The 17,223-nt window shown below is 53.3% G+C and carries 16 protein-coding genes; 10 read left to right on the forward strand and 6 right to left on the reverse strand.

The genetic code is table 11. The features are described 5' to 3' along the window. Positions 1 to 6: 6 nt before the first annotated feature. The 6 genes from A3193_RS17075 (at position 7) to minE (ending at position 6,874) form a co-directional block, all read left to right on the forward strand. Positions 7 to 537 (forward strand): gamma carbonic anhydrase family protein, encoded by a 531-nt coding sequence (locus A3193_RS17075; RefSeq protein ID WP_069015358.1) that lies wholly within the window; start codon positions 7 to 9, stop codon positions 535 to 537. A gap of 127 nt (positions 538 to 664) precedes the next feature. Next, positions 665 to 1,357, forward strand: a complete 693-nt coding sequence (locus A3193_RS17080; protein ID WP_069015359.1) for a hypothetical protein — start codon at positions 665 to 667, stop codon at positions 1,355 to 1,357. Positions 1,358 to 1,867: 510 nt separating this feature from the next. Next, entirely contained in the window at positions 1,868 to 3,817 is a 1,950-nt protein-coding gene (locus A3193_RS17085) for a diguanylate cyclase domain-containing protein (protein ID WP_141694798.1), read from the forward strand. 1,203 nt (positions 3,818 to 5,020) lie between these two features. Further along, positions 5,021 to 5,737 carry a septum site-determining protein MinC gene (gene minC / locus A3193_RS17090; RefSeq protein ID WP_069015361.1) on the forward strand — a complete coding sequence of 239 codons (717 nt, stop codon included), beginning with the start codon at positions 5,021 to 5,023 and terminating at the stop codon, positions 5,735 to 5,737. 54 nt (positions 5,738 to 5,791) lie between these two features. Beyond that, on the forward strand, positions 5,792 to 6,601 hold the full coding sequence (gene minD / locus A3193_RS17095; protein ID WP_071938102.1) for a septum site-determining protein MinD: 810 nt from the start codon (positions 5,792 to 5,794) through the stop codon (positions 6,599 to 6,601). A 3-nt stretch (positions 6,602 to 6,604) separates the two neighbouring features. After that, a complete protein-coding gene (gene minE, locus A3193_RS17100) occupies positions 6,605 to 6,874 on the forward strand; it encodes a cell division topological specificity factor MinE (protein ID WP_069003040.1) in 270 nt (89 codons plus the stop codon). Between the two features lie 36 nt (positions 6,875 to 6,910). Here minE and aroE read toward each other — a convergent pair whose 3' ends face one another. Both aroE and hemB read right to left on the reverse strand, forming a co-directional pair. Next, positions 6,911 to 7,723 (reverse strand): shikimate dehydrogenase, encoded by an 813-nt coding sequence (aroE, locus tag A3193_RS17105; protein ID WP_069003039.1) that lies wholly within the window; start codon positions 7,721 to 7,723, stop codon positions 6,911 to 6,913. 38 nt (positions 7,724 to 7,761) lie between these two features. Then, positions 7,762 to 8,772: a porphobilinogen synthase gene (hemB, locus tag A3193_RS17110; protein WP_069015363.1), complete on the reverse strand. Its 1,011-nt coding sequence runs from the start codon at positions 8,770 to 8,772 to the stop codon at positions 7,762 to 7,764. A 132-nt stretch (positions 8,773 to 8,904) separates the two neighbouring features. Between hemB and A3193_RS17115 the strand changes: the two genes are divergently transcribed. Next, entirely contained in the window at positions 8,905 to 9,264 is a 360-nt protein-coding gene (locus tag A3193_RS17115) for a thioredoxin family protein (RefSeq protein ID WP_069015364.1), read from the forward strand. 291 nt (positions 9,265 to 9,555) lie between these two features. Here the strand turns inward: A3193_RS17115 and tsaC are convergent, their stop codons facing one another. Further along, a complete protein-coding gene (gene tsaC / locus A3193_RS17120) occupies positions 9,556 to 10,122 on the reverse strand; it encodes an L-threonylcarbamoyladenylate synthase type 1 TsaC (protein ID WP_235615025.1) in 567 nt (188 codons plus the stop codon). A 277-nt stretch (positions 10,123 to 10,399) separates the two neighbouring features. Here tsaC and A3193_RS17125 point away from each other — a divergent pair, with 277 nt between their 5' ends. The 3 genes from A3193_RS17125 (at position 10,400) to A3193_RS20840 (ending at position 13,591) form a co-directional block, all read left to right on the forward strand. After that, positions 10,400 to 11,830 carry a transporter substrate-binding domain-containing protein gene (locus A3193_RS17125; protein WP_162273663.1) on the forward strand — a complete coding sequence of 477 codons (1,431 nt, stop codon included), beginning with the start codon at positions 10,400 to 10,402 and terminating at the stop codon, positions 11,828 to 11,830. Between the two features lie 136 nt (positions 11,831 to 11,966). Next, positions 11,967 to 12,602 (forward strand): MlaC/ttg2D family ABC transporter substrate-binding protein, encoded by a 636-nt coding sequence (locus A3193_RS17130; RefSeq protein ID WP_069003035.1) that lies wholly within the window; start codon positions 11,967 to 11,969, stop codon positions 12,600 to 12,602. A gap of 131 nt (positions 12,603 to 12,733) precedes the next feature. Then, positions 12,734 to 13,591 (forward strand): hypothetical protein, encoded by an 858-nt coding sequence (locus A3193_RS20840; protein ID WP_069003034.1) that lies wholly within the window; start codon positions 12,734 to 12,736, stop codon positions 13,589 to 13,591. A 32-nt stretch (positions 13,592 to 13,623) separates the two neighbouring features. Here the strand turns inward: A3193_RS20840 and A3193_RS17140 are convergent, their stop codons facing one another. From A3193_RS17140 to A3193_RS17150, 3 genes are all read right to left on the reverse strand, one after another. Further along, positions 13,624 to 14,286, reverse strand: coding sequence for a methyltransferase family protein (locus A3193_RS17140; RefSeq protein ID WP_069003033.1), 663 nt, complete (start codon positions 14,284 to 14,286; stop codon positions 13,624 to 13,626). Positions 14,287 to 14,437: 151 nt separating this feature from the next. After that, entirely contained in the window at positions 14,438 to 15,352 is a 915-nt protein-coding gene (gene ppk2, locus A3193_RS17145) for a polyphosphate kinase 2 (protein WP_083218124.1), read from the reverse strand. Between the two features lie 93 nt (positions 15,353 to 15,445). Further along, a complete protein-coding gene (locus tag A3193_RS17150) occupies positions 15,446 to 17,176 on the reverse strand; it encodes a chloride channel protein (protein WP_235615026.1) in 1,731 nt (576 codons plus the stop codon). Positions 17,177 to 17,223 lie beyond the last annotated feature (47 nt).

Genomic DNA, 17,223 nt, shown 5'->3' on the forward strand with positions numbered 1-17,223 from the left:
ATAGCTATGACGAATATTCGCCCATTTGAATCCCATCAACCACAAATCGCAGACGATGCCTGGATCGACGAGACGGCCGTGGTCATCGGCAATGTCAATATTGCCTCACAAGCCTCCATTTGGCCAATGAGCGTGGTCAGGGGAGACGTACATAAAATCGAAATCGGCGCCCGTACCAATATCCAGGACGGTTCAATTATGCATGTCTCCCACGACAGTTATTATCTGCCCGGTGGCCGCACTCTGGTGATTGGCGAAGGCGTTACAGTGGGGCATCGGGTTCTGTTGCATGGTTGTGAGATTGCCGATGACTGCTTTATCGGCATGGGATCGACCATTCTTGATGGTGCCGTTCTGCAGCGGGGTGTGATGCTGGGAGCCGGGTCACTGGTGCCTCAGGGCCGAACCCTGGAGGGGGGGTACCTCTGGCTGGGTCGTCCTGCCAGGCGGGTCAGGGTTCTGACAGAGAAAGAGCGCGAGGTCATTGCCTATACCGCTGAACACTATGTGACGCTTGCGCAGCGCCATGCTGGCTAGCAGGGTCAGCGGGATAGGAGCTTATCCTGCTTTTTGGAAGCTGTCGCAATATTGAGAGACTGGATCGTGTAAGCTTCAATCGGTCTCGACAGAGCGAGGCCGTTTGAAATATAGATGAGGTGTTAACATGAAGTTACACAGTTCCATTGGAATGGCCGCCTTGACTATAGCTGCACTGCAGAGTGCTCCGGCCTATCCGGCGGTGATGGGCTCGCTGGTTTTTACCGAGCCGACAGCGACTGTCGCGGCCAACGAGATCATCGATGTCTGGGTTACCCTCACCCTGGAGGAGAGTTCGGATCCATTGAGTTATGACCGTTCGAGTCCGCCATTTTATGGCTGGCAGGAGGCTGATTTTCCGACTGACGCCAATGGGGCGCCATTTGCCAGCTACGAAAGGGCTGTGTTGTATACCACCCGGACCTGCAGCGATACCTTTACCCTGAATTGTGGTGATGCCGGTTCCCAGTACAGTTTCAGTGTGCCGACTGCCAACGCCTGGTTCACGTTTGACGGGACCATGAACCCGGGAGATAGAGCGGATTTTCTGCTCTATCAGTTAATCCCCGATGCGGATGGCGCTGAACCTGGAATCTACGAACTCCATACCGCAGGTTTGGGTCTCTCTGTGCAGGGTTGGGATGGTTCGGGTAACTCCATCGTCGAGGAGTTGTTCGGTTTTCGGACTACCTGTATGGATGCCAGTTGTACCTTTTCCAGGGAAGTTGCCCCAATACCGATTCCCGCGGCGATGTGGCTGTTCGGATCCGCTCTGTTGGGTCTGGTCGGGTTTTCACGGCATCGAGAAGGCGTTGGCTGAGTGGTTGGGTTTCTCTCAACAGGCTCTGAAATCAGTGATAAACCGGTACGCGGGCCGTCAGGCAAATCCTGTAATTTGCCTTTTTTCATGGGATTCTGCAGCCAAAGCTCCTTTCTTACACGCTGTTATTGAAATAAAAACTATTAAATTTATTTCATTACCCACGTTTTCACAGGGTATTGAAACAGCAAGCATCGGTGTTACAGAGGGCTGATGCCATATCGATGCAATCTATGATCGGTTGGTGTTGGCAGTCACTCCTGTCGATTGTGTGTGATCGGCTAAAAAGTCTATATTTCTGATAATATTAGTAAATTACACTGTTTTTGATGGTTGGAGCTCTGTTGGCGGTGACACTTTGATTGCTCATGTTCTCATTCTGGAATGATCGTGGCGAATATCTCTCAAGTAGCTGTAAAAAATGCCGATCATCATTTTAAGCGTCTGAAGGAATTTATAGGGGCTACGCTACTTTTGTGAAACTTGTCATAGATACCGGTGGGCTGTCAGGTGAGCGAGATTTGGGCCAACTTAATTGCTGCTTGGCGGGTGCCATTCATCCGTTATGGCCTGCTTGTGTCTGTGAGCGCCGTGTTGGCCTTTCCAGTTCTCTCCTCTCAATATCTGCAGCCGAAATTTTCTGAGTTGTTGATCACGGTCGTTGAGCGCAATGCCAAGCTGTCTGCCGGCCATATGCGTAATATGCTGAACCTGGGTAATAATCCCATAGCCCCCGATGTGGTCGACCCAATGTTTGAACACCATATCAAGATGTTGGAAGCGGACTATTTATTGTGGAAAGCGAAACTGTTCAATGCCGATGGATTGACTGTCTACTCAACAGCGGCTAAAGATATCGGTAACTATAACAAATACAGCTATTTTCATGAGAAGGTTGCGGTTGGTGAAACCTACAGCAAACTGGTAACCAAGCAGACAATGAGCATGGAGGGTGAGACGGTTCCCCGGGATGTAGTGGAAATTTACGTTCCAATGATGAATGGCCAGGAGTTTCTTGGCGCCTTCGAACTCTACTATGACATAACAGATGACAATCGAGCCCTGCTGACATTGATCAGGCATGGCAAATCATTGAGTCACGGCCTGTCGTTATTTATTCTGATCCTGCTGTTGATTGTTGCAACCAGAGCGGGATTCGATGTCAGGCGGCGGCAGCAATTCCAGGATCAGTTGGCAGAGAAAGAGTTGAGGCTTCGTGCCATGAGTGAGTCTGCTCAGGATGCCATCATAACCACCAATCAACAGGGAAAAATAGAGAGCTGGAATCCTGCAGCCACACGTATATTTGGCTACCTGGAGGGTGATGCGCTCGAACGAACGATCTACGATCTTGTTCGTGCTACCGGTAATCATCAAGAGAGAGATCAGAGTCTGATCGGTTTTATGAAAAATGAAACCCAGATTGGCGATGGGGTGATCGAGCAGATTGGCATAGATCGGCAGGGAAATGAGTTTCCCCTGGAAATGTCAATTGCCTCGATGCCACTGCAGAATCAAAAGCACTCAGTCTGTGTCATCCGGGATGTGACTGAGCGGAAAAAATCGGAGGAGCAGTTACGCTTGAGTCATCAGGTGATGGCGTGTGCAACGGAAGGAATTATGATAACTGATCAGCAGGAGAATATTGTCTCGGTGAATAATGCCTTCACCGAGATCACCGGTTACTCTGCTGAGGAGGTGATTGGTGAGAAACCGACCCTTTTGAGATCGGGCAAGCACCCAGGGGATTTCTACCAGGCCATGTGGTCGGAGATCAAAACCAAAGGTTTCTGGCAAGGTGAGATCTGGAATCGAAAAAAAGATGGCGCGGTCTTTGTCGAATGGTTGGGTATCAGTGCTGTATTGGATCAGAATGGCGATCTTTCCAATTATGTTGGAATCTTTACTGAAATAACACAGCGTAAAAACCAGCAAGTGGAACTGGAGCGACTTGCTTTTTATGATCCCTTGACCGGGCTTGCCAACAGGCTTCTGCTACAGGATCGACTTGAGCAGTCATGCAGCTATGCACGGCGAAATGACTCGATGGTTGCCGTCCTGTTTATTGATCTGGATAAATTCAAGTTGGTCAATGATAGTTTCGGTCATGAGGTTGGTGATCTGCTTCTGCAGGAAGTAGCCAAGAGGATTTCGGCAGTGGTGCGTGAGGGAGATACGGTGGCCCGCCTGGGGGGTGATGAGTTTGTTGTTGTGCTAAGGGATTTGAATGATGTTGATGCTGTTAACTCTGTTGCCGATAAGATCATCAATGCAGTGAATCAGCCGATTCAGATCCAAGGTAATCAATGCTCTGTGGATGCGAGTGTCGGTGTTTCTCTCTATCCAGATCATCAGCAGGTAAGTGATTTATTGAAGCATGCCGATATCGCCATGTACAAAGCGAAGCGCCACCATGATAAGAGGGTCTGTTTTTCCGAATCACTGGAAATGACTGAATGAGTTTTGTGATTCTTACAGATGCCCGCAGACTTTAAATACCGAATGTTCTGACGGATCAATTTTACTTGTAATCACTTGCTGGGTATGACTTGAAAGGTAGTAATCAGTGGCGGGAGGCGGCTGATTAAAATCTCGTCATTCCAGCAAAAACCGGAATCAAGTCAACAAGGTTCAGTAATCTCTATCCTGTTTTTTGATTTCGTCGCCTTGGTGTGAGTAAAAAGCTAACCATGTCGTGGCGAGTCAGTTATCAAAACGGCATAGGATGATGCTATAAGTTTTTTCGCTCTCTTACAGGGAAGAGGGCGAAATGATCTTCATCTTTGCGTTATCCCTACAGATAAGAGTTAGCTTTGCTATTGTGCTCCTATGTTCTCGCTGCTTGATTTTACTCCCCTTGTCAGAAGATGAGGGGTTGACTGAATGATTCAAACTGCAGTTGCCCTGATAGAAGACCCAGCTATCACACTTTTTATTGGTGCTGGGTTTGATGCAAAGATATCGTGTTGGTGTGTCGTTTTCAGTAACCAGAAGTAGACTCAGGGATAGAGATAACATGGCGTTACTTCTTATCATTGTCAGGAATCGTGAAGTGCAGGCATTTGTATGCGGTTCGACCTTGGGGTTATAGCCTGGTCTGCAGGGTTTATGACCTTTTTACGAAACTCCTTTTCGAAACGGTTCGTTAGATGAAGTGGGATAAGAGCGGGGATAGGTCGGGATATCTGGCTAGGGGTTCCCCTGGCAGTGGCGTTCCATTTTTATCTTAAAATTTTGTTACTTTTTACAAATGTGTCAGGACGGGTCGGATGTTTCGTGTCTAGGCTGTTCAGGGGTAATGGCGCCCTAGTAATTAATCGGTGTTATAAAAAAACCCGAGGAGCATTGGATTTTTTCGCCGGTTTTTGCGGTCGGTAAGGATTAAAATTTTTGAAATCAGTACCAGTTCACAGGATCCGGATTGGGATAAGGCGTCCCACGAAATTTCATTTACGATCTGGTGGGCCTGTTAAAAATGATTTTTATTTTTTTAACAGTGTTCGGGTAGCCTTGAGCAATAACTGACCATATGCAACTCTGTGCGTGGCCTGTAGGTTTAAGGTTGGTTTTCGCGATAAGGTAATTCCTGAATTCTTTGGATAACGGGTTGATGAAAATTCAATCCGACAACAGATCTACCTTTTTCCTGAAGGTGTTTGACGGATGACGACAACAACAGATTTCACCGCAGAGAGTTCTAAGGTCGAATTGAAGGCGGGTGCATTCACTTTGTTGAAGTTATGCATGCCTGAGTTGGATACCGATGCCATTGATGGTCTGCTTTGCGAACGTATTGCCAAAGCGCCCGATTTCTTTCGTAACACACCAATAGTGATCGACCTTACGGAGAGTGAGATGGAGATGGCGGGTAGCGATCTGGCGGTCGCCGTCGGGGCGATTCGCGGTTACGGATTGATACCGGTTGGTGTTCGGGGTGGCTCCAAGGAGTTTCAGGAACAGGCGAGATTGCTGGAGCTGGCTGTCTTTTCCGATACCCGCCGCACTGCAAAAAAAGAGTCCACAAAGAGATCCCGTACCCCCTCATCGTCGATGCCTGTAGCGACCAAGGTTGTCGATACGCCGGTACGCTCCGGGCAACGGGTCTATGCGCAGGGTGATCTGGTCCTGCTGGCGCCGGTAAGCAGTGGTGCGGAAGTGGTGGCAAACGGCAGCATTCATGCCTACACCTCCATTCGTGGTCGGGTGCTGGCAGGGGTGAGGGGGGATGAGCAGGCTGCAATTTTTTGCAAGGACCTCAGAGCAGAACTGGTTTCAATCGCAGGTCGCTACAAAGTGAGTGAGGATCTTGAAGCCCGTTTTATGGGGCGCCTTGTGCGTGTCACCTTGCTGGGGGATGCCTTGGTCTTCAAAAAGTTGTAGTCGGATTGAATACAGGTCTGGAAAGTTTATATAGCTGAAAATGGGAGCATTGAGTTGAGTAGAATCATCGTCGTCACTTCCGGAAAAGGGGGTGTGGGTAAGACCACTACTGCGGCAGCATTGGCAATGGGACTTGCAGAGCGTGGCTTACGCTCAGTGGTGATCGATTTCGATGTGGGCCTGCGAAATCTGGATCTGATCATGGGGTGTGAGCGTCGGGTCGTGTATGACTTTATCAATGTCATTCACGGTGAGGCGCGTCTCAATCAGGCGCTGATCAAGGACAAGCGGAATGAGAACCTGTTTATTCTTCCGGCGTCACAGACTCGGGACAAAGAGGCCCTGACCAAAGAGGGCGTGGGTAAGGTGCTGACGGATCTGTCAGAAGATTTTGATTACATTGTCTGTGATTCACCTGCGGGTATTGAGCTGGGTGCCACGATGGCAATGTACTATGCCGATGATGCGTTCGTTGTGACCAACCCGGAAGTCTCTTCGGTGCGCGACTCGGATCGTATGATCGGCATCCTCTCAAGCAAGTCCCAAAGGGCCGAAGAGGACCGGGAGCCGATCCGCGAATATCTGCTGTTGACCCGCTACTCCCCTGAGCGGGTGGAGCGTGGTGAGATGCTGAGTGTCGAGGATGTGCAGGATATCCTCTCCCTCGATCTGATCGGTGTGATTCCGGAATCCCAAGCGGTGCTCAATGCCTCCAACTCAGGTGTGCCAGTTATCATGGATGGTGAGAGTACGGCGGGACAGGCCTACAGTGATGTGGTAGCCCGTTATCTGGGAGAGCAGTTGCCTCACCGCTTTCTTGAGATCGAGAAGAAAGGTCTTTTGGGCCGGCTGTTCGGGGGTTAAGCAATGGGTCTGTTGAGCTACTTCAAATCCAAATCCGCATCCGGTTCAGCATCGCTTGCAAAGGAGCGTCTGCAGATCCTGGTGGCTCACGATCGTGCAGGTCGGGATGCCCCCTCTTACTTGCCGCAGCTGCAACGGGATATTCTCAAGGTGCTGCGCAAGTATGTCGCGGTCGAACCGGGCGCCGTGAATGTCAACCTGGAGCATGATGAGCATCACGAGGTACTTGAACTGAATATCGTACTGCCCGAGGGTGAACGCTCCACCGGGTGAGCAGGCAGCGACAGGAGTGGCGCTCAGGCGCTCGTATCAACCCCGTAACATGGTAATCACCGGCGGGGTTTCCGGCAGGATGCTGCGCCAAAGCCGGAAGGATTCCGCCGCCTGCTCCACCAGCATGCCGAGACCGTCGAGTGAACGGGCGGCCTGATGGGCCTTTCCCCAGATCTGAAAGGGGGTAGCCTGATTGCTGTACAGCATGTCGTAGCACCAGCCCCCCTTGGCCAGCACATCATCGGGTATGTTGGGTACTTCACCATCGAGTCCTGCAGCTGTGCCGTTGATGATCAGATCGAACTGCATGCCTTGCAGCTCTTCCAGTCCACAGCCGGCCACCTGTCCATAGTTGTTAAGCACACTGGCTAAGGCGTATGCCTTGCTGGCGGTACGGTTGGCGATGATGATGCGCTTCGGTTTCTGCTCAAGCAGTGGGCGCATCACGCCACGCACCGCACCGCCTGCACCCAGCATCAGGATACGTTTGTCCGCCATGCGGAACCCTTGATTGACCGTCAGGTCGCGAACCAGACCCACTCCGTCGGTGTTATCTCCCCGCAGCAGGTTGTTGTCGAGGCGGATCAGGGTATTCACCGCACCTGCAGTATGGGCTCTGTCACTCAGTTCGTCTGCCAATCGCCAGGCCTCTTCCTTAAAGGGCACGGTGACATTCAGACCCTGTCCACCCTCAGCCATGAACCGGCGCACATCACCGGCAAAATTCTGCTTGTCGCCAAGAAGGCGCTCGTAGCTCACAGCTTCGCCGGTCTGACGGGCAAAGGCGGCGTGAATCTCCGGAGACTTGCTGTGGGCGATCGGATTGCCGATGACTGCGTACTTATCCATAGGAATCTACTGCTCTAGCACTGTTAACACGAACCGAATCACTCCTGCAGCCACTGTGCTGCCTGCTTGGCAAAGTAGGTGAGGATCGCGTCGCAGCCGGCCCGCTTGAGGCACAGCAGGGATTCCATCACCACCGCCTGCTCATCGAGCCAGCCGTTTTGTGAGGCGGCCTTGAGCATCGCGTATTCACCACTGACCTGGTAGGCGAAGGTGGGTACCTGATAGGTCTCTTTGACACGGCGCACGATGTCCAGATAGGGCATGCCCGGTTTGACCATCACCATATCGGCGCCCTCCTGCAGATCGAGCCCCACTTCGTGCAGCGCCTCGTCACTGTTGGCGGGATCCATCTGGTAGCTGTATTTGTTGCCGCCACCCAGGTTTGCAGCCGAGCCCACGGCATCCCGAAATGGGCCGTAAAAACTCGACGCATATTTTGCGGCATAAGCCAGAATCCGGGTGTGGATGTGTCCTTCGGTCTCGAGGATTTCGCGGATTGCTCCGATCCGGCCATCCATCATGTCCGAGGGGGCAACCACATCCGCGCCCGCTTCGGCGTGGGAGAGGGCCTGTTTGACCAGAACCGCCTTGGTCTCATCGTTCATTACATAGCCGCTGTCGTCGATCAAACCGTCCTGGCCATGGGTGGTAAAGGGGTCGAGCGCCACATCCGTGATCACTCCCAGATCCGGCAGCGCGGCTTTGAGCGCCCTGACCGCACGTTGTGCCAAACCGTCGGGATTGTAGGCTTCACGGGCGTCCAGACTTTTTGCCGACATCGGGGTTACTGGAAACAGCGCCGTGGCGGGGATACCCAGGGCATCGATCGTCTTCGCCTCCTCGACCAACAGGTCGATGCTCATGCGCTCCACGCCGGGCATCGAGGGCACAGGTTCCCGTTGCTGCTCTCCTTCGAGAACAAAAACCGGGAAGATGAAATCTGCCGGGGTCAATTGGTTTTCGCGCATCAAACGACGGGAGAATTCATCACGCCGCATTCTTCTCATTCGTGTGGCGGGAAATTGTGATCGGCGATATTGGCTGGTCATGTTTGAGACTCTGACTGTTTGGGAAAAACCCCTACGATAACCTATGATGCCGGTCTGAGTGTACTATCGGCTGAAAATCTTCCGTAGTAATGAACCGGAAACGGTAAAAATCCAAGACGCCAGGCTGTATTCATGAGCAACAAAAAGCAGACCCCTCCCTATATCTACGATGTCGATGAGACGGTCTTCGATGAGCAGGTGATCACACGATCCCAGCAGGGGCCGGTATTGGTCGATTTCTGGGCCGAATGGTGTGCCCCCTGTATCTCACTGGCGCCAGCCCTGATGCGTGTAGTCAGCGAATATGAGGGTCGGATACAGCTGGCAAAGCTTGAAGTGGATGACAACATGCGGCTCGCCGGGCGCTATCGGCTGCGGGGATTTCCAACCGTCATTCTGTTTGTCGATGGGGAAGAGAAAGGGCGTTTTCACGGCTCCCGGGCCAGCCACTGGATCAGGGAGTGGGTCGTCGAACACCTGGGGGATTTTTAGGCGTTTCTGTGCCTGGGGCTCCCGGACGATGCTTAATAGTTGTCCAGGTGTCGTGAATCAGTGAAATTCGAGTAAATTGTTTAGGAAAAATTGTTGTAAATACAAACAGCTAGTGGTTTATGTCACTTTTCGGTAATTAACTTCCGGAGATGGCTAAAGATTTTATCCGCGCAGCCGTCATTATGGGTAAGTTTTGATGGTTTCGATCCTCCTCCGGCGCTGAAACATAAGCGCTTTAAACCCACCCATCCCCCGGGTGGGTTTTTTTTCTTGCATCCATTAAAAATCCGTTCAACCTCGAATCAGGGTCTCTTTCAGGGCGTCCCGGATTGCTGTTGGCCGGGATAGTCCTCCGGTCCTGCCGTGAATCACCAGATCAACACCCGGATTACAACGCAGAGTGACCTGTAACGGATTCCGTGCCGGGGGGTGCTGGCTGAGATTGGCGCTGGTGGAGACCAGAGGGGTGTCGGCTATACGGCAGAGCGCGGCAGCCACTGGATGATCGGTGACTCGTACGGCGATCGAATCGTGCCTGCCTGTCAGCCACTCAGGCGTCGTATCCGAAGCGGGTACTACCCAGGTGTTCGGACCTGGCCAGCTTTCAACAACCCGCTGCCAGGCCTGTTTCGGGATCTCCCCCAGATAGGGTGTAAGAGCCTCAGGCCTGTCGGCGATCAAAATCAGCCCTTTTGCTTGTGGGCGCTGCTTCAGCTTCAACAGTCTGGCGACCGCGTCCCCATCCAGGGGGTGGCAGCCCAGTCCAAACACGGCCTCGGTTGGGTAGGCGATCAACCCGCCCCCATGAATGACATTACGGGCCAGGCGAAGATGCCAGGGATGGATGAACTGTGCCACTGCAAATGTTCTAGATTCAGCTGTAGGTGAGACTTTATTGTACGGAGTAATGCCAGTCTTAGAAAGGCGTCGCTGCCATCCGGCCGGGTGGCTGAAGGCGCCTGTGACTCGCATGGCCGATCGATTTTTCGGCAAACCTGGTGGCATCTGCCGGCTGGTTATTACGGGTTTCAGTCGAAAAAACCGCAAATCCTTCTTGGCAGAGCTCTCTGTTCATGAAATAGTCTGTAGCAGTCGGGGTTTTGGGGTGAATTACGCGGTGAGTTCAAGGAAGTTATTGGTTAAATTGTGCCTGGGTCTGTTGGGGCTGTTACTGGTCAGCCAGGGTTCTGCTCAGGTATCTCGATACAGTCTGGCTGAGAAAGCCTGGCTGGATGATCGTCAGAATCTGAAGGTCGGTGTGGTCGAGATCAGTCCGCCGATACTCTTTATCGAGGCCGGACAGGCAATGGGCCTGGCTGCCGACTACCTGCGCGCCCTCTCCGCCAAGCTAGGCCTCAATCTGGATCTGGTGAGCTATAACTCTGTCGATGCCATGGTGGAAGCACTGCGCGTTGGTGAAATCGATCTGATCGGTGCGATGGTGCACTCTGCCGCAACCCCTTCCGATCTGCACTTTTCTCGTCCCTATATCACCCTGCCGACTGCCCTCTACGCCAAACAGAAGCTCACCGTCAAACAGCTTGCCGGTCTGGATGGGCAGGAAGTTGCCGTATTGGAAGGAACGATCTGGGAGGAGCTGTTGCCCCATTATCTCCCGGGTCTTAGAACTCAATCGTTCGCAACCCTGGAGAGTGCCCTGCAATCGGTCATCGATGGCACGATGCCAGTCTATTTGGGCGATACCGCCAGTGTTGACTATCTTCTCGCCGAGGGGCGCTTCAAAGGTTTGAAAGTCGCCCAGCAACTCGACCTGACAATGGATGTTGCACTGGTCACCCATGCCAACTCCCCGGCATTGAACAGCCTGCTGCAAAAAGCGATCGATCGATTGAGTCTGGAAGAGCTTCATGAGATCTGGAACCACTGGCCGGAGGTTGAGCGGACCCTGCCCAACCCATCCAACTTTTTTCTCTATCTGTTGTGGGGCGTGTTGTTGGTCAGTTGGAGTTTGATACTGATGTGGATCGTCAACAAACGTTCGAAGCGCGGCCTGGAACACCACCGTAGTAAAACCCGACGCTCCATCAAACGGCTGCGCAAGCGCGAAGAGTTGTTGAAACACAAGCTGATGGAGCTCAAGCATAAAACCAAACGCTATCGAAACAGAACCAAGGGTCTGCGACGACAGATCGATTTCACCAACGCTGTGCTACCCTGTGCCACCTGGACCTGGGATCCGGCCAAGGGTGAATGTGTTTGGGAAGAGGATATGTTTGCGCTCGTGGGGCTGCAGGAGGAAGAGTTCACGCCCACATCCGAATCCTTTCTGCAATTGGTGCATCCTCAGGACAGGGAGATGGTCGAAACCCTGTTTGCTGAGAACAGCATTGAGCCGAGCAAAATCAGTTACCGGTTGGTACTGCCTGACGACTCAGAATTGGTGCTTCTCCAGTACAGTCATATTGTCGGGGCGGAAGACAGTGACGATGCCAGGCGGGTCTCAATCTGTTGGCGTATCGACCAATATACCGGCAGTTCAAAACGTCAACAATTGTCAATTGTGCCAAACACCGTGCCGATTTCTGATGAGGAGACAGGGGAATAGAGGTAACAGTCAGGCAACTTGCACTATTTTGCTGCCTGCAGAGGGGATTTGCCTTGCATCCTCGACAGCATCGTCCGAGCACCTTTCGTGAATTCCGTTGTCTCAACAACCAGCCAAATAATAAGGGATAAGATCGATGATGAGATTGATTTCAATATTGCTACTGACGCTGACATTTACCACCAGTCTGCCTGCTGCAGCCAAGGTAACGCCATCAGAGCGGGTCAAGGAGACGGTGGAAAAAGTTCTCGAAATCCTTAAGGATGAGGCCCTGGATAAGGGAGAGCGTCGCGACATGGTCAAAAGCATCGTCCGCTCGCGCTTCGACTATGAGTCGATGTCCCAGGTGATATTGGCGGCCAACTGGCGTAAGGCCACGGCAGCGCAGCGAGAACAGTTCATTACACTGTTTCGTGAATTGCTCGAACAGACCTACTATTCCGCTATGGACAGCTATAACAACCAGAAGGTGCGCATGGGGCGTGAGCGTCTGAAGGGTAAGCTGGCGAATGTTCAGACCTATATCGTGGCCTCGAACAAAGAGCTGCCGGTCAGTTACAAGTTACGCTATCGGAATGATGACTGGTATGCTTACGATGTGGCAGTGGATGGAGTGAGTCTGGTCAGTAACTACCGCACATCATTCAGAAACCTGGTGAAAACCAAGGGAATGGACGGATTACTGGCTGAACTTGCCGGAAAGGTTGCTACACTCAAATCTCAGAATAAGAAAACTGTAAAACAAGAGGCGCCTGAAGCCTCGGTAAACTGACTTAAATTTGACAACTGGTTAGCTGCCCTGATTGGACGTGAATCAGCCTGGGGGAGCAGGCTGGTCAGCGGCTGTCCGGTTGTCGGTTTAATCCCCTTATCCCAATCTGGATCATCGAAGGAGATCTGAGCATGTATAAGAAAAAACTCTTGACTCTGATGGTGGCTTCTCTGCTGCCCTTCAGTGCCGTAATCAATGCAGAAGAGGCCGCCGGGGAGACGGCTGAGATGGCAGAAGCTGCTGCCACCGGGCTGGCTCCGATTGTCTCTGCTGATGCACAAATGGCAGAAGCCGCAGCGGCGGCTGTGCCGGAATCGGATCAGAGTGAAGCGGCTGCTGGAGATCAGGCGGCTGAACCCGCAGCTGAGGCCAGCATGCCGTCAGAGCCGGTTGCGGAGGCTCAGGCTGCAACCGAAGCGGACAGCGTTTATGCGCAACGCTGGAAGGAGCGGGAGAGCCGCTATCAGGAGCTGCGCAGTCGTGCGGAAGAGGCTGGTGTGATGCTGCCGGCCCATCCGCCCTGGCATCTGTCGCAGATGGAAACCAACAGACCATCGGCGGATGAGCGTCGTCAGCACCATGAGAAGATGATGAATATGAGTCCTGAGGAGCGTGACGCCTATCGTCAGGAGCGCTATCAGAAGATGCGGGAACAGGCGCAGCAGCAGGGTGTTGAAATGCCTGAAACACCACCATGGGTAGCTCGCCAAAAGGCGATGGCAGAAGAGTGGGCTAAACACCAGGCAGTGATTGAAGGGATGACCGATGAAGAGCGTGCCGCCTGCCATGCCATGCACAAAAGACATATGGGTATGGGGCCTGGAATGGGGCGGGGTCACGGCATGGGACCGGGGCAGGGCCAAGCCTGCGGTCACGGCTGCCAGGGACCCTATGGGAATCCTGGAGCGATGAGCGCCCCCCGATATCCCGGATATGGCTATGGTCCTGCACCGTATGGTCAGGGTAATTTCTGGGATCCCAGCTACTGATAATCCGTTGTTCGGTGAACCTGAGAGGGGGCTTATGCCCCCTTTTTAATTGGCGATCGATTCTGCAGTTCATGGGCCTCTGATTCGGAAAGGTAGCGCCAGGGCCTGGGTATCAATCCGGGAACCTTTTGCCGGTACTGTCGGTAGGTCTCACCATGAAAAACCACCAGTTTTTGCTCCTCCAGTCTGGAACCCAGCCACAGATAGAGGGTGATTGAGATTGCCGAGACCAGTCGGGCTGGGTCCATATCCTGAGTCCAGACAAGCAGCAACCCGAGGCTATACCAGGGGTGACGCACATACCGATGCATGGGGGATATGTGCAGCTGTTCCTGATCGGCCACCATTTGCTGTCGCCGTGCCAGCTGGCTGAATCCGAGGAACTCCTGCCCATCATAAAAACGCAGAGACCAGACAAATCCCAGGCAGGCCAGCAGCATCAATGCGTATGCCAACAGGGACCAGATTCCCTGCCACATCCAGAGCGGTTCACTGCGTAGCATCCAGGCCATGATCAGTGGCGGGATCAGCAGAACGGTTGCCAGCAGATTGAAAAGAATTCGGTACCAGGGGGTTATCCGGGGAAAGCGGCTGGCCAGCCACTGCTTGAGGGTCAGCGAAGCCAGAGTGGAGTGAATCAGGAAGTAACCAAGCCACAGCAGAGCCAGCAGGATCAGGTAGGTGTTTTGGTTCATCAGAGTCGATAGGGTTCCTGACCGCAGGCCATGTGATATGACAAATTTAGCCTATGACTCGGCAGAGGAGAATCCCTGCCGAAGTGGAACTCAATTGTCTCAGAACAGGTTGCTGAAACAGCGCCGGGCCGAAACCCGGCGTTACAAGGGATCAGCCGACGAATTTACCTTGCTGCAGAAGTTGAGCCTCCATCAGTTCCAAATCTCTGGAACCGGAGATCACCACAGTTGGATCCGGTACAAAATCCAGGTCAGGATTGAGGCGTTCGTATGGCACTGAATTGAGTATCACCCGCATGGCGTTGAGTCGGGCCTTGTGTTTGTCGTTTGAGCGGATAGTCGTCCAGGGTGCGTGAGTGGTGTTGGTGCGTTTCAACATCTCATACTTCTGCTGAGTGAAATCGTCCCATCTGTCCTGGGCCTGGACGTCGATCTCAGACAGTTTCCATTGGCGCAATGGGTCGTTCTTGCGCCTCTCGAATCGTCTCGCCTGCTCCTCTTTGGTGACTGAGAAGTAGAGTTTCACCAGAATGGTGCCCTGTCGAACCAGATCCTTTTCAAATCCGGGGCAGCCGATCATGAAATTCTCATACTCTTCATCACTGCAAAATCCGAAGATCGGTTCAACCACGGCCCGGTTGTACCAGCTGCGGTCGAACAGCACCACTTCGCCGCCACGTGGGCATTGGGTGACATATTTCTGAAAGAACCACTGGGTCTTCTGTTCATCTGTGGGTTTGCCCAGGGCCACCACCCGGTAGTGCTTTTCGTTCATGTAGCGGGTGACTCGTCGGATGGTGCCGCCTTTGCCGGCTGCGTCCCGTCCTTCGAAGAGGATGATCATACGGGTGCGGGTCTTCTCCAGATACTGCTGCATCTTGATCAGTTCAGCCTGGTACGGTTTCAGCTCCTCCTCCCGCTTGAAACGTCTGACCGCCTTTTTCTCCTGCTTCCTCTCCTCTTCGGCGTCAGCTTTCAGCTTGTGATAGTCCGCCAGCAGTTCATCAAGCCTTACTGGCTGCTCATCAACGAGGATAGTGTCCGGGTTACTGATGGTGTCGTTCATATGCCCCCTCTCTACGTCGTTTAAAAAATTAGTAATATCTTATGCTTTTTCGGCGCAAGATGTTGGTGTTTTTTTGATCATTATCATGAGTTTTCAAAAGCGATAGGCGGATTCGATCTGAGCACGGGTCAGGATGCCTTGAATACGCCAATAGTGGGCCTCATCAAACCATTCGATATAGAGTGCTTCCGCACTGCTGTTGTCCAATATTTCCAGTGCCTCCTGCAGGGTGGACTGCATACGGATGGGCGACATCTGGTAGCGGGTTGCCGGGATTTTCAGCAGATCGATCTCTGCATCGTCCTGCAGTTCCAGGTTGCGCAAAAGTTCCACGCTGGGCATCAGGGCCAGCTCGTCATCAGGGCCATTGATCAGCACCCATTCAGGCTTCTGGTTGAGCGCCATCTTGGCCGCATCCCGACTCAGGCTTGCATCGAGCTGAACAAAGCTGCGGTTCATGAATTCAGCCGCCCCGGTTCGGCGCAGGGACTGCATCACCGGATCGGTATGGTAGTTCAATCCGGTGGCTTCCAGCAGGGTGTGAAACATGGAGGATTTGCCGAACACCTCGCTGCTGACCAGGCTGGCCACCACGATTGCCAGCATACCGGGCATGATGATCTCCGGATTGTGGGTCAATTCAATCACCGTGGCCAGGGCCGCCAGCGGCGCCTGCAGTGCGGCCCCCATCACCGCACCCATACCGATCAGGGCATAGACGCCAGGGTCGGAGACCGGCCCGTCGAGCAGCAGTGAGGGAAGCGGGGCAAACACCCCGCCGAGTGCCGCGCCGATGAACAGGGCAGGGCCGATGGTGCCGCCCGGGATGCCCAGTCCGATACTCGCTGCGGTGGCGATCAGTTTCGCCACCACCAAAAGCACAAGCAGGCTCAATCCGATTTCACCCAGTAAGATCTGATTGACCGTGTCATAGCCGATGCCCATCACCTGGGGGGCGACCAGCGCACACAGACCGACCAGCACACCAGCGCTCAGGTTGCGTAGCCAGATACTCATTTTCTGGCTCTTGTCGGAGATGAATTCGATCAGTTGAACATAGGCGGCTGAGACAGTGCCGGCGGCCAGTCCCAGCATCAGGATGAAGGCCAGTTCGTGCAGCGAGCCGAGCTGGATGATCTCCAGGTCGAATACCCGCTCTCCCTCGAACATCATCAGGGAGAGGCTGTTGGCGCTGACGGCAGCCAGCATGATCGGTATGAAACTGATCAGGGTGTACTCCATCATCACCACTTCCAGGGCAAAGATCACCCCGGCCAGCGGGGTGTCGAAAGAGGCGGAGATGCCGGCCGCCGTGCCACAACCGACCAGGATGCGAATGCTGTTGTTGGGCAGGGATAGATATTGGCCAAGCAGCGAACCGCTGGCAGCACCGAGAAATACATGGGGGCCCTCTCTACCCACCGAATGGCCGGTAATGATGGCGATTGCGGCGCCGAAAAACTGCAGCAGCAAGCCGCGCAGGGAGAGGTGTCCCTGGTGGTAGATCAGACGTTCCATGACCCGCGCGATACCCAGCACATGGAGTCCCTTGGAGAAGCGCACGAACATCAGTCCCAGCAGCAGTCCGCCGACAATCGGCAGGGCGAACTGGACCAGCGGCGGCAGGGCTTCATAGTTCTCCACCTGGCCGCCAGGCAGCATGGATGCCTGGATCGACTCCACCAGCAGGCGAAACAGCACGATCACCATACCGGCAAGGAAGCCGCACAGCAGTCCAATGACCGACAGAATCAACAGCGCGTCATGACGGGAGAGCTGCAGTCGCAGACGGTCGAACCAATTAACTATCCCATCGAGTAACACGTTGTGGAAACCTATAGCGTAGAATGGACTGCGAAACAGAATAAGAT

The sequence above is a fragment of the Candidatus Thiodiazotropha endoloripes genome, assembly GCF_001708965.1.
GTDB lineage: Bacteria > Pseudomonadota > Gammaproteobacteria > Chromatiales > Chromatiaceae > Thiodiazotropha > Thiodiazotropha endoloripes.